Genomic DNA, 12,748 nt, shown 5'->3' with positions numbered 1-12,748 from the left:
CTGAGCTAAACGACCTGGGATATGACTGAAATGATGGTGGGTCGTGCTGGATTCGAACCAGCGACCAATTGATTAAAAGTCAACTGCTCTACCGACTGAGCTAACGACCCATCGAAATCATTTTTAAAGCATGGTGGTCGTTACTGGGCTCGAACCAGTGACCCCCTCCTTGTAAGGGAGGTGCTCTCCCAGCTGAGCTAAACGACCTGGGATTCAATGTTCAGAGTGGTGGGTCGTGTAGGGTTCGAACCTACGACCAATTGATTAAGAGTCAACTGCTCTACCGACTGAGCTAACGACCCACATCCTGAACCTTTCACCAACCGCATGGGCGGCCAGCGTTACAACATGGTGGTCGTTACTGGGCTCGAACCAGTGACCCCCTCCTTGTAAGGGAGGTGCTCTCCCAGCTGAGCTAAACGACCTGGGATTCAATATTCAGAGTGGTGGGTCGTGTAGGGTTCGAACCTACGACCAATTGATTAAGAGTCAACTGCTCTACCGACTGAGCTAACGACCCACATCCTGAACCTTTCACCAACCGCATGTGGCGGCCAGTGTTACAACATGGTGGTCGTTACTGGGCTCGAACCAGTGACCCCCTCCTTGTAAGGGAGGTGCTCTCCCAGCTGAGCTAAACGACCTGGGAATATTGTCTTCACCTGCAGTGAAGAAATGGTGGGTCGTGCTGGATTCGAACCAGCGACCAATTGATTAAAAGTCAACTGCTCTACCGACTGAGCTAACGACCCTCACCACGACCAGTGCCGACTGCATTACTGCTCCGGCTCTGACGGCGGCCTATATTACGGATTTATCATCCTGGCGCAATAGAAAAATCTTAATTTAAATCTGATTGTTCACTGCGCATACAAAGCACGGCGGTATTTACAAGAGTGTTACGAAAACAGTGACATGCAGCAATGTCACAGCTTGGCCAGACTCTGTTTGGCCAGCTGGGCCGGCGAGGTGTTGGGGTAACCCTTGATCACCTGCTCATAGAAGGCCTTGGCCTCTGTTTTTTTGCCGTCAAGTTGGGCGAGCATGCCGAGTTTCAGCAGGGCATCGGCCCGCTTGGGTGACTTGCTGTATTTGTTCGCCACCGTGGAGAACTGGCTCGCGGCCCCCGCCCTGTCGCCCTTGTTGAACATCAGCTGGCCAAGCCAGTAGTGGGCATTGGGAACATAGCTGGAGTTCGGGAACTGCTTGATGAACCCTTCGAAGGCAGGAATGGCCTTGTCATAGTTCTTCTCCTTGAGCACCATGTTCACGGCCGCGTCGTAGGCCTGGTTCTCATCCTGGTTGGTGGAGTAGTTGGCTGCCGCGGCAGGAGGCGTTGCAGCACCTGCAGCAGGTGTTGCGGGCGCGGCGGCAGGCTGGCTGTTGGCCACCTTGTCAAGCTCTTGGTAGAGTTGGCGCTGGCGCTCCTGGGACTGCTCCATCTGGTAGGTCTGCTGCTCCAGCTGACCACGCAGCTCGGAGACCTCCCCTTGCAGGGAGTCGACCTGTTGCTGCAGTTCGGCCTGCAGACGCAGACGGGCGTTGAGGGTGCGCTCCAGCAGGGCAACCCGGTCTTCCAGGCTGCCGGTCGGTACGATGGCACCATTGTTGCCGCTCAGCACCACGCCGCTGCTGCCAGAATCTCCGCTCAGATCGCTCACGGGTGCTGCCGCTTGCGCATTCAAAGCAACCAACACGGCCAGCGCAACACCAGCTTGCTTGTACACAGATTTCATTCGGATCAAACCTTAGCGTTTAGTGCAAATAAAACGGCCAGCGCATAGTCGCTCGCTGATACAGATTTCATTCGGATCAAACCTTGACGTTTAGTGCAAATAAAACGGCCATCGAAATGGCCGCTTGCATATAAACGAACTTCGTTCGACTCAAACCTTAGTAAACCAGGACCGCACGGCGGTTCTTGGCAAAGGCTTCCTCGGTGTGGGACAGATCCAGCGGCTTCTCTTCGCCATAGCTGACGATGGAGAGCTGCTCGGCCTGCACACCCAGGGTTTGCAGATACTTGGCAACAGCCTTGGCACGACGCTCACCCAGCGCGATGTTGTATTCCGGCGTGCCGCGCTCGTCGGCGTGGCCTTCGATCAGTACCTTGACGCTCGGACGTTCACGCAGGTAGCTGGCGTGGGCATCCAGCAGGTCGGCGTACTGACCCTGAATGTCGTAACCATCGTACGGGAAGTAGATCACGTTGTCGCGTTGCAGCGCTTCGAACTTCTGACGCATCTGCTCTTCCGGGGACAACATGCCGTTGGCGCCGCCGGTTTGTACACCGCCCATGCCGTCGGTCATGCCGGACTCGGCGCCAGCGGCGTCGGAGTCGGAAGAGGAGCTACAGGCAGCCAGGGTGAACAGTGGCAGTGCGATGGCCAGACCCTTGAGCAGTTTATTGAGTTGCATGCTATTTCCTTAAACCTTTATAACAAAACAAAAAACAATCGATTTTTATCAATTCAAGAAGGGCGACCAAGCTGGTGCACGAATTTCACCGCTACTGGTCGGAAGCACTGCCTTGAAGCGACCGTCGGTCGACACCAATGCAAGACTCTTACGACCCTGATAGATGGTGGCATAAATGATCATGCTGCCATTGGGAGCCACACTTGGCGATTCATCCAGAGCACTCTGGGTCAGTACCAGCATGGCTCCATTTTCCATATCCTGGCGAGCGATGCGATATTGTCCCTGAACCCGGGTCACCATCACCATGGACTTGCCGTCCGGTGTGATGGATGCCCCCTGGTTGGAATCCCCTTCCCAGGTCATCCGGCGAGTCATGCCAGTCGCCAAATTTACGCTATAAATCTGGGGTTTGCCACCACGTTCAGAGGTGAACAGCAAAGTTTGACCGTCCGGCATCCAGGAGGGTTCGGTGTCGATGGTGCGGTTATTTGTGACTCGAGTGAGTTGCTTGCTAGCAACATCAACGACATAGATGTCAGGCTGCCCATCTTTGGACAGAACAATAGCCAAACGACGACCATCAGGCGACCACTCCGGCGCACCGTTGATGCCACGGAAGCTGGTGATCAGACTGCGCTGCTGGGTGTAGATGTCCTGCACATAGATCTCGGACTTCTGGTTCTCGAAGCTCACGTAAGCCAGCTTGCTGCCATCCGGCGACCAGGCCGGGGACATCAGGGGTTCACGGGAGCGCAGCAGAGTCTTCTCGTTGTAGCCGTCGTAGTCGGAGATCCGCAGCTGATACGGGAACTGGGTGCCCTGCTGCACGGAGACATAGGCCAGACGAGTCAGGAAGGCACCACGCTCACCGGTCAGACGCTCGTAGACGATGTCGGAGATGCGGTGGGCAAACTGGCGCATCTGGGCACCTGGGATGGTCGCCATGCGGCTGTCCAGGATGTAACCGTTCGCTTCACCGCCTTGAGTCTTGGCCAGCTGGCCTTTCAGGACGTCGACCAGCTCGAAGTTGATCTTGTAGGTGCCATCACCCACGGCGGCGATGGAGCCGACCACCACGGCTTCGACCCCCTGGGAAGCCCAGGGCGCGAAGTTGATCTCGCCGCTGGTGCTCGGCGTCTGCGGCATCTGGCCACGGGCCAGCGGCTTGAACTTGCCGCTGCGCATCAGGTCGTTGGAGACCACTTCCGCGATATCCTGCGGCAACTGGCCATTGCCCTCCCACTTGAAGGGGGCGATGGCAATGGGGCGTGCACTGTCGATACCGCCGGTGATGACGATGTCCAAGGCCGCCTGAGCGCTCTGGCCTAGCAGAAGGCAGCCAACCAAAGCAAAAAACACTTTTCTTATCATGGCTTAAATACTCTGTTCCAAAAAAATGAGAGGTGAAATCCCTTTATCAGCAGATGCTGCCAACCACGGTCATTGACCCCGTTCTATCACGCTTAGATGCTCGGTTCTAACTTGAGGTTAAACTCCTTCAACATCTCGAATGCCGCCGGATCCTTCGGCACCGGCAACTGGTTGGCCTTCAGCACCGCCGCCTTGCCGGAGCGGCAGACCGCCGGATCACCCTGACCGTTGTCCACCGAGATGACGAAGCCGCTACTGGCCAACTTGACACCGATAGTACATGTTTTGCCCCGCATGGTGGGATCCAAAATCATGTAGCGCTCGACCGTGGCCTTGATGAGGGCGGCATACTTGTCGACCTCGCCCTTGGCGGCTGCCGAAGCTGCCTGACTGCGCGCATTGGCCTCGGCGGCCAGCTGCTGCTCCATCATGGCTTCCATCTCTTTTTGCAACTTGGCCTCTTCGGCCGCCTTGCGCTTGCGCTCCGCCTCAATCTTGGCCTTTCTGTCAGCCTCGGCCTTCGCCTTCTTCTCTGCGTCAGCTTTTGCCTTCTTGTCAGCCTCTTCCTTCGCCTTCTTCTCGGCCTCGGCCTTGGCTTTCTTCTCGGCTTCCGCCTTCGCCTTTTTCTCGGCTTCGGCCTTGGCCTTCTTCTCGGCTTCCGCTTTCTTGGCTTTGGCCTCTTCCGCCTTGGCCTTCTCTTCAGCCTGCTTCTTCTCCAGCTCTTCTTTTTTCTTCTTGAGCGCCAGCGCCTTGGCCTCTTCCGCCGCCTTGCGTTCGGCTTCGGCCTTCTTGGTCTTCTGCTCTTCCAGCTTGCGGGCTTCCTCGGCTTTCTGGGCCTTCTCTTCCGCCTGCTTCTGTTCAGCCTCTTTCTTCTGCTTGTCGGCTTCGGCCTTGCGGGTCGCCTCTTCGGCCTGCTTGCGCTTGGTCTCGGCGATACGCAGACGCTCCTGCTCCTGTGCCAGCTCGCGTTTGACGCGCTCAGCGTCTTCCTTGTCCTTCTGCTGCTGTGCAGCCTTGGGCTGGGCCTGCTTCTGCTGCTGGACCTGCTGCATCTGCTGCTCCAGCATTTCGCTGTCCATCATGACCGCATTGACGATCTGTCCCTTGGACTCGGGGCGCTTGGGTTTGCTGAAGTCGACACCGACCAGCAGGATGATGCCGATGATCAGATGCAGCAGCAGCGACGCGACGAGATAACCGGAAATACCACGCTTCACATCCATCTCCGTCAGTTCACCGGATCCGTCATCAGACCAACCTGAGGCACACCGGCTTTCTTGAGGGCCACCATCAGCAGGATCACCTCCTCGTAGCGTACGGACTTGTCACCGGCGACCACCACGGGCGCGTTCTGGTTGATGGCCAGATAGCCCATGGCCTTCTCGGTGATGTACTGCTGCATCGCCTCTGGGGTGCCGCTCGGTACGGGTTCGTCATCCGCCTCGCCGGCCTTGATGACGTACTCACCCTCGGTATTGACGCTGACGATGAAGGGCGGCTTGGAGTCTTCCGGCAACTGCTCGGACTCCGCCTGGGGCAGGTCGACCTTGACCCCCTGCGTGATCACGGGCGTGACCGCCATGAAGATGATGAGCAGCACCAGCATGACGTCGATATAGGGCACCACGTTGATCTCGGCGACCTTCTTGCGTTTGAGCCGCTGATAGGTTTGCATTACTTCTCACCCTGCTGTGCGATTTGGCGGTTCAGAATGGTGGTGAACTCGTCCATGAAGTTGGCGTAGGCGTTTTCCAGCCGTTCGACCTTGTTGGTGAAGCGGTTGTAGAAGATAACGGCCGGGATGGCGGCAAACAGACCCATGGCGGTGGCGATCAGCGCCTCCGCGATACCCGGTGCCACCATCTGCAGGGTCGCCTGCTGAACCTGGCCCAGAGCGATAAAGGCGTTCATGATCCCCCAGACGGTACCGAACAGACCGATATAGGGGCTGATGGAACCGATGGTCGCCAAGACCGGCAGGTTGGACTCGAGATCGTCCACTGCACGGGACAGGGAGACGCGCATGGCGCGATAGGTACCGTCCATCACCGCATCCTGACCGCGGGCACCGGCCTTGAGCAGGCGGGCATACTCCTTGAAGCCGGAGTAGAAGATGTCTTCCATGCCTTCGATGTCGTCACGACGGGAGGAGGACTCCTGGTAGAGACGATTGAGGTCGACCCCGGACCAGAATCTGTCTTCAAACTGCTCCGAGGCGAGGTTGGCCGCCTTGATGGCCTTGGAGCGCTGGATGATCAGCGCCCAGGAGACGACCGACATGCCCATCAGGGTCATCATGACCAGTTTCACCAACAGACTGGCTTGCCAGAACAGGCCAATAAACGAAATTTCAGCGTGCACTTAACAGCACTCCCTTGATTTTTTCAGGTATTGCAACAGGTTTCATTTGCGGATGACTGACACAGGCGATCTGTACCATGGCCTGAGTGATCAGCCGTCCATCAGCCGCCAGGATCTGCTGTGAAAAACGCATGGAAGCGCGTTTCACTTCAGTTACTTGCGTCATTACGGTCAGCAGTTCATTGAAGCGGGCCGCCGCGCGGAAGTCGATTTCGGTGCGACTCACCACAAACGCGATCCCTGCCTGCAGCAGGACATCCTGTTCGATGCCGCCTGCGCGCAGGAATTCGGTGCGGGCCCGTTCCATAAACTTGAGATAATTGGCGTTGTAGACGATGCCTCCGGCATCCGTGTCTTCGTAGTAGACACGCACCGGAAACTCAGAGACTTCCCCCATAAAAATCTGTGATCCATTCGACAGTCAGATGGGGGGCTATCATAGCGCAGGGCTGAATAGGAAAGAAGCAGGGGGAGACAGGGAAATCCCGTCTCTTCCTGTTTTTTATGGCGTGCTGCGGCGCCGACAGGCCGAAGACCACAGGGCTGTCAGCATCGCAAGAAAGGCGGACAAGAGCAGTGGCTGCGAGCGGCGTGACGAGCGAGGTTCTGTCGCTCTGACTAGGCGACGGCACGCCCCTCAAAAAAGAAGAAGGAGGTGGGCTGATGCCGACCTCCTTCATCATTTATGGCAGGTAGTAGCTGCTGGTCAGCCAGAGCCCGCAGAGCAGGCTGGGCAGGGCGAGCCAGGGGAAGAACAGCACGCGACCCACCAGGCTGCGCGGGTGAAACCCCAGTCCATGCATGACACCGCAACAGACCGCCCACATCAGCCAGGGCGCAAGCCAGAGGCCGTGCTCACTGGTGTTGGCCGCGACCAGGTTGGGCGCCTGCAAGATGGCGACAGCCAGCAGGGCCGCCGCCAGCAGCATCAGACCTTGCCATGGCTGGCGCTCCAGAGGAGCGGCCAGCCGGGCGAGCCTGTCACTTGTCTTCATCAATCTGACGATCCAGGTTCTCGGTGTGCTCCAGCCAGAGCGCATTGATAATCCCAAACGCACAGGCCAGCAGCAGCCCCAGGATCCAGGTGAAATACCACATATCAGGGCACCTTCTTAGTAGAGCGATTGTTGGTTGTCTTCGATGTGCTTGTTACTCACCCGGCCGAACATCTTGATGTAGGTCCAGATGGTGTAAGCCAGCACGGTCGGCACGAAGACGACTGCGACTACCGTCATCACCTTGAGGGTGTTGAAGGAGGCGGTGGAATCCCACATGGTCAGGCTCTGGGACGGCTCGAGGCTCGAGGGCATCACGAACGGGAACATGGAGAAGCCCGCGGTCAGGATGATGCCGGCGATGGCCAGGGAGGAGAACAGGAACGCCACCCAACCCTTGTCCAGCTTGGCCGCCACGGCGGTCAGCAGACACATCACCAGACCCAGCACGGGTGCGGCAATCATCCAGGGATAGAGGTTGTAGTTCTGCATCCAGGCACCGGCCTGCACCACCACTTCCTTGTGAAGGGGGTTGGTGACGGCGTCGGTGGCGACGGAGCCCACAATCACATAACCATCCATGCCGCTCACCCAGACACCGGCCAGGGCGAACAGCACCAGGGTCAGCAGGGAGAAGATCATGGCGGCGGTGCGAGAGCGCGCCAGCACTTCACCTTCGGTCTTCATCATCAGCCAGGTTGCACCCTGGGTGATGATCATGAAGAGGCTCACCAGACCGGCCAGCAGACCGAACGGATTGAGCAGACCGAAGAAGTTGCCGTGATAAGTCATCATCAGGAACTGGTTGAAGCTGAACGGTACACCCTGCAGCAGGTTGCCGAACGCCACCCCGAAGATGACAGGGGGAATGGCGCTACCGGCAAACAGAGCCCAGTCCCAGTTGGAGCGCCACTTGGCATCTTCCTGCAGGGAGCGGTACTTGAAGCCGACCGGACGGAAGAACAGCGCCATCAGGGTCAGGATCATGGCGATGTAGAAGCCGGAGAAGGCCGCCGCATAGACCATGGGCCAGGCAGCGAACAGGGCACCACCGGCGGTCACCAGCCAGACCTGGTTGCCTTCCCAGTGCGGCCCCATGGTGTTGAGCATCACGCGACGCTCCACATCCTTCTTGCCGACGAAGGGGAGCAGGGCGCCCACCCCCATATCGAAACCGTCGGTGATGGCAAACCCGATCAGCAGCACGCCGACCAGCACCCACCAGACCAGACGCAACAGTTCGTAATCAAACATGGGTCACTCTCCTTATGCCTTGCTCTGTTCGAAGTGGTACTTGCCCGTCTTCAGGCTGCTTGGGCCCAGGCGCGCATACTTGAACATCAGGTACATCTCGATGATCAGCAGTACGGTGTAGAACAGGAAGATCCCGATCAGAGAGAACCAGATCTCGGACGCAGGAATGTTGGATGCAGAGACATAAGTCGGCAGCATCTCGGCGATGGTCCAGGGTTGACGACCGTATTCAGCGACAAACCAGCCCGCCTCGATGGCGATCCAGGGCAGCGGGATGCCGTACAGCAGCGCCTTGAGCAGCCACTTGCGCTCGCCGATCTTGTGGCGGGTGCTGTCATAGAAGGCCAGACCGATCAGCACCAGCATCAGGATGCCGCAGGCGACCATGATGCGGAAGGCGAAGAACAGCGGCAGTACCTGCGGGATGGAGTCATCCACGGCGGCCTTGATCTGCTCGTCGGTGGCGTCGGTCACGTTGGGGGTATAACGCTTGAGCAGCAGACCGTAGCCCAGATCCTGCTTCACTTCGTCGAAGCGGGCGCGGGTATCGTCGGACTTGTCACCGGATTGCAGCTTGGTCAGCAGGTCGTAGGCGGTCATGCCGTTGCGCACGCGCAGCTCATGCTCGCTCTTGAGATCCTTGAGACCAGTCACCTGACCGTCCAGGGAACGGGTGGCGATGATGCCGAGAGCATAGGGTATCTTGATGGCGTAGTCGGTGCGCATCTCCTCCTGGTTCGGGATCCCGAACAGGGTGAAGGATGCCGGAGCCGGCTCCGTGTTCCACTCGGCCTCGATGGCCGCCAGTTTCACCTTCTGCACTTCCCCGGTCTCGTAGCCGGACTCGTCACCCAGCACCAGCACGGAGAGGATGGAGGCCATGCCGAACGCGGCCGCGATGGCGAAGGAGCGACGAGCGAACGCCACATCACGATTCTTCAGCAGGTAATAGGAGGAGATCCCGAGCACGAACATGGCGCCCGTGGTATAGCCTGCCGCCACGGTGTGGACGAACTTGACCTGTGCAACCGGGTTGAACACCAGGTCGGCGAAGCTCACCATCTCCATGCGCATGGATTCGAAGTTGAACTCGGCACCCACCGGGTTCTGCATCCAGCCGTTGGCGACCAGGATCCAGAGTGCGGAGAGGTTGGTCCCGAGCGCCATCAGCCAGGTAGCCGCCAGGTGCTGGCGCTTGCTGAGACGATCCCAACCGAAGAAGAACATACCGACGAAGGTGGACTCCAGGAAGAAGGCCATCAAACCTTCGATGGCCAGCGGGGCCCCGAAGATGTCGCCAACATAGTGGGAGTAGTAAGCCCAGTTGGTACCGAACTGAAACTCCATGGTGAGCCCGGTGGTAACCCCGAGGGCAAAGTTGATACCAAACAACTTGCCCCAGAACTTGGTCATGTCCCGGTACACTGTGTTGTTGGTCATCACATAGACAGACTCCATGATCGCCAGGATGAAGGCCATCCCCAGCGTCAAGGGTACAAACAGGAAGTGATAAAGGGCCGTCGCAGCAAATTGGAACCGCGATAGGTCTACCACATGCTCAGCAATCATGATGTTTCCTCACCGATTATTGGCACGGCTATTTTAAGTTTTAAGGACAAAGCTTCCATTGGAAGTCCCCGAACGGTCGGTCACCCCTCGCGGTCTGACCGGATTCGACTGCCACCACATTAACAACAAGGCAATATACAGGAACAAAAAAAGCTAATGTTTAACATCTAATAAACAATAACCAGGGTTCTATTCCCGCCTATAATGATCGCTGTTTTATATCACCTTTATTTGATTGAAATCAATGTAAAACCACCCTCAATACATGTTTTTTCAAGGTAACTTATAGGGCTTTTCCCATTAATTATGGGAGCTTCATCACAAAAAACACCAACCCGTAAATAATTGATTTAAATCAATTTTATGACATACCGAAATAGTTTCAATTCTGTTAAACAAATACGCAACCCCGGAAATAAAGCCCTCGCATCTCGATTATTTCAATAAATGGCCAGGCTCATCCAAAAATCAATTTAAACCCAGTAAAAACACATGTTTATGCGGATTGACACCCTCACCAAAATCATTAGTTTATCTAATCAAAAGCCCATAGATTTTCTTGTTTGTCCCACCCGGAAAGAGCTCCTACAATGCGCCTCGCAGTGAGGGCATACCTCTGAATACAGGCCGGTCATTCCGGGTTCCCGGTACGTATTCGATGAACATTTCGAACCTGTTTGTTGGGATTAATGATGAAAAAGTTTGTTGCCAAGACCATCCGTTACTACAAGCTTTCTTTCGTTCAACTCTATCAAATGAACCGACTCTGAAGCCTCGCGACGGCTCCTCTGTTTTTTCCCGACCGGTCTGCAGACGCGCTCACTGTCTGTGAACATCCATCCTGAATTGTCTTTGCCCACCGCCTGTGCCGTGGGCTTTTTTTTGCCCGCAAAACAAAAAGCCACCTCAAGGGCGGCTTTTTGGTTCATATCGCAACGTCTACTGATCTGCCGGTCGTTCCAGGCCAAAGTGTGCGTAGGCTCTCTGAGTTGCGATCCGCCCTCTGGGTGTACGTTGCAGATAGCCTTGCTGGATCAGATAAGGTTCCAGCACGTCTTCTATGGTGTCCTTCTCCTCACCGATGGCGGCGGCCAGGTTGTCGAGCCCGACGGGCCCCCCCATAAACTTGTCGATGACGGCCAACAATAGCTTGCGATCCATGAAGTCGAAACCTTCGTTGTCCACGTCCAGCATGTCCATGGCTCGGGCCGCAATGGGTCCGTCAATTCGCCCGTCAGACTTCACCTGGGCAAAATCCCGTACCCGCCTTAACAAACGGTTAGCAATCCGCGGTGTCCCCCGGGAGCGACGGGCTACCTCGAGAGCGCCGTCTTCCGTCATGTCGAGCCCGAGGCAGCGGGCGCTGCGAGAGACGATGTCGGTCAGGTCCTTGACGTTGTAAAACTCGAGGCGCTGCACGATGCCAAACCGATCCCGCAGGGGGCTGGTGAGGGAGCCGGCCCGGGTGGTGGCACCGATCAGGGTGAAGGGAGGGAGATCGAGCTTGATGGAGCGGGCCGCTGGCCCCTCCCCTATCATGATGTCGAGCTGATAATCCTCCATGGCCGGATAGAGCACCTCCTCCACCACCGGGCTGAGACGGTGGATCTCGTCGATGAAGAGCACATCGTTCGGTTCCAGGTTGGTGAGGAGCGCCGCCAGATCGCCGGCCTTCTCCAGCACGGGGCCCGAGGTGGTCTTGATGTTGACCCCCATCTCGTTGGCGACGATGTTGGCCAGCGTGGTCTTGCCAAGGCCGGGAGGCCCGAAGATCAGCAGATGATCGAGGGCCTCCCCGCGCTGGCGGGCGGCCTCGATGAAGATCTCCATCTGATCGCAGACGTGATCCTGTCCGGTGTAATCGGCCAGCTTTCTGGGCCGGATGGCCCGATCGATGATCTCGTCCTCACGGGCGGCACCGGCCGAGATGAGGCGATCCGCTTCAATCATTGTCTACCTCACACCAGGCTGCGCAGGGATTCACGAATGATCTCCTCTACCGACATGCCGTCGGCAGCCACCTTGCTGACGATCTGGCTGGCCTGCTGCGGCTTGTAGCCGAGGGCCACCAGTGCACTGGCCGCCTCCTCGCTCGCATCCGGGGCACGCAGCGGGCTCTCTTTCGCGGGCAGGGTGATTTCGGCCGGGGAGAAGAGATCGTGGCTGACCCAGCCCTTGAGGCGGTCTTTCATCTCCACCACCAGGCGCTCGGCGGTCTTCTTGCCCACGCCGGGCAACTTGACCAGGGAGCTTATCTCCTCGCGCTCGACGCTCATCACAAACTGGGTGGCCGTCATGCCGGAGAGAATGGCCAGGGCAAGCTTGGGGCCGACCCCGTTGGTCTTGATCAGCTCGCGAAACAGCGCCCGTTCCTGCTTGTGGTTGAAGCCGTAGAGTAGCTGGGCATCTTCACGCACCACAAAGTGGGTGTGAATGACGGCCTCCTTCCCGAGTTCGGGCAGATCATAGAAGCAGCTCATGGGCATATGAACCTCATATCCCACCCCTCCGACTTCCAGCAACACCTCGGGGGGTTGCTTCTCGATGATGACGCCTCTCAAGCGACCGATCATGTTCTTTTCCTCGCCACGCAGACTCTCGCAAATTGGGTCATAGCATAAAGAATAACTGGATAAGTATCCAGCATAGGTCCATGCAGATCATGGGATGACCCGCTCTTCATACCCGGCCATTTCCCTCGTTCAGAACACTGTCTATCACTTTATTTTCCATCGGGGATGGCACATCTTCGTCATTGATTGAACACTGAAATGGTC

14 protein-coding genes and 7 tRNA genes are annotated in these 12,748 nt (G+C 57.3%); all 21 read right to left on the bottom strand.

From position 1 onward, the window contains the following. Window positions 1-34: 34 nt before the first annotated feature. Window positions 35-110: transfer RNA gene (locus tag BN1120_RS02700), tRNA-Lys, on the bottom strand. A gap of 21 nt (window positions 111-131) precedes the next feature. Next, window positions 132-207, bottom strand: a tRNA-Val gene (locus tag BN1120_RS02695). Window positions 208-226: 19 nt separating this feature from the next. Next, window positions 227-302: transfer RNA gene (locus tag BN1120_RS02690), tRNA-Lys, on the bottom strand. A 47-nt stretch (window positions 303-349) separates the two neighbouring features. After that, a tRNA-Val gene (locus BN1120_RS02685) sits at window positions 350-425 on the bottom strand. A 19-nt stretch (window positions 426-444) separates the two neighbouring features. Then, a tRNA-Lys gene (locus BN1120_RS02680) sits at window positions 445-520 on the bottom strand. 48 nt (window positions 521-568) lie between these two features. Next, window positions 569-644: transfer RNA gene (locus BN1120_RS02675), tRNA-Val, on the bottom strand. Window positions 645-676: 32 nt separating this feature from the next. Continuing rightward, window positions 677-752: transfer RNA gene (locus BN1120_RS02670), tRNA-Lys, on the bottom strand. A gap of 174 nt (window positions 753-926) precedes the next feature. Then, window positions 927-1,736, bottom strand: coding sequence for a tol-pal system protein YbgF (gene ybgF / locus BN1120_RS02665; protein WP_042014605.1), 810 nt, complete (start codon window positions 1,734-1,736; stop codon window positions 927-929). A gap of 157 nt (window positions 1,737-1,893) precedes the next feature. Next, complete coding sequence (pal, locus tag BN1120_RS02660; RefSeq protein WP_010672877.1) at window positions 1,894-2,418, bottom strand: peptidoglycan-associated lipoprotein Pal; 525 nt, start codon at window positions 2,416-2,418, stop codon at window positions 1,894-1,896. Between the two features lie 48 nt (window positions 2,419-2,466). Then, a complete protein-coding gene (gene tolB, locus BN1120_RS02655) occupies window positions 2,467-3,792 on the bottom strand; it encodes a Tol-Pal system beta propeller repeat protein TolB (RefSeq protein ID WP_010672876.1) in 1,326 nt (441 codons plus the stop codon). A gap of 92 nt (window positions 3,793-3,884) precedes the next feature. Further along, on the bottom strand, window positions 3,885-5,015 hold the full coding sequence (gene tolA, locus BN1120_RS02650; protein WP_042014603.1) for a cell envelope integrity protein TolA: 1,131 nt from the start codon (window positions 5,013-5,015) through the stop codon (window positions 3,885-3,887). Between the two features lie 5 nt (window positions 5,016-5,020). After that, the gene (gene tolR / locus BN1120_RS02645; RefSeq protein WP_010672874.1) at window positions 5,021-5,467 is read right to left on the bottom strand and encodes a protein TolR; all 447 of its coding nucleotides are present in this window, start codon (window positions 5,465-5,467) and stop codon (window positions 5,021-5,023) included. Beyond that, the gene (tolQ, locus tag BN1120_RS02640) at window positions 5,467-6,153 is read right to left on the bottom strand and encodes a protein TolQ (protein WP_010672873.1); all 687 of its coding nucleotides are present in this window, start codon (window positions 6,151-6,153) and stop codon (window positions 5,467-5,469) included. Before tolQ ends, tolR begins: the two co-directional genes overlap by 1 nt. Beyond that, entirely contained in the window at window positions 6,143-6,550 is a 408-nt protein-coding gene (gene ybgC, locus BN1120_RS02635; RefSeq protein WP_010672872.1) for a tol-pal system-associated acyl-CoA thioesterase, read from the bottom strand. Before ybgC ends, tolQ begins: the two co-directional genes overlap by 11 nt. Before the next feature lie 286 nt (window positions 6,551-6,836). Further along, window positions 6,837-7,148, bottom strand: coding sequence for a cyd operon YbgE family protein (locus tag BN1120_RS02630; protein WP_039039483.1), 312 nt, complete (start codon window positions 7,146-7,148; stop codon window positions 6,837-6,839). After that, window positions 7,135-7,251 (bottom strand): cytochrome bd-I oxidase subunit CydX, encoded by a 117-nt coding sequence (gene cydX / locus BN1120_RS20530; RefSeq protein ID WP_005331536.1) that lies wholly within the window; start codon window positions 7,249-7,251, stop codon window positions 7,135-7,137. Before cydX ends, BN1120_RS02630 begins: the two co-directional genes overlap by 14 nt. Before the next feature lie 14 nt (window positions 7,252-7,265). Continuing rightward, window positions 7,266-8,402 carry a cytochrome d ubiquinol oxidase subunit II gene (gene cydB / locus BN1120_RS02620; RefSeq protein WP_010672870.1) on the bottom strand — a complete coding sequence of 379 codons (1,137 nt, stop codon included), beginning with the start codon at window positions 8,400-8,402 and terminating at the stop codon, window positions 7,266-7,268. 12 nt (window positions 8,403-8,414) lie between these two features. Next, entirely contained in the window at window positions 8,415-9,971 is a 1,557-nt protein-coding gene (locus BN1120_RS02615; RefSeq protein ID WP_010672869.1) for a cytochrome ubiquinol oxidase subunit I, read from the bottom strand. A gap of 686 nt (window positions 9,972-10,657) precedes the next feature. Then, window positions 10,658-10,900: a hypothetical protein gene (locus BN1120_RS21170; RefSeq protein WP_145983766.1), complete on the bottom strand. Its 243-nt coding sequence runs from the start codon at window positions 10,898-10,900 to the stop codon at window positions 10,658-10,660. Between the two features lie 10 nt (window positions 10,901-10,910). Continuing rightward, entirely contained in the window at window positions 10,911-11,921 is a 1,011-nt protein-coding gene (gene ruvB, locus BN1120_RS02610; protein WP_041211014.1) for a Holliday junction branch migration DNA helicase RuvB, read from the bottom strand. An 8-nt stretch (window positions 11,922-11,929) separates the two neighbouring features. Further along, window positions 11,930-12,544 (bottom strand): Holliday junction branch migration protein RuvA, encoded by a 615-nt coding sequence (ruvA, locus tag BN1120_RS02605; RefSeq protein ID WP_010672867.1) that lies wholly within the window; start codon window positions 12,542-12,544, stop codon window positions 11,930-11,932. Window positions 12,545-12,748 lie beyond the last annotated feature (204 nt).

It is taken from the genome of Aeromonas caviae, from assembly GCF_000819785.1.
Taxonomy (GTDB): Bacteria; Pseudomonadota; Gammaproteobacteria; order Enterobacterales; family Aeromonadaceae; genus Aeromonas; species Aeromonas caviae.
The sequence above is the reverse complement of the archived record's forward strand: the minus strand, read 5'-3'. Positions and strand labels throughout refer to the sequence as shown.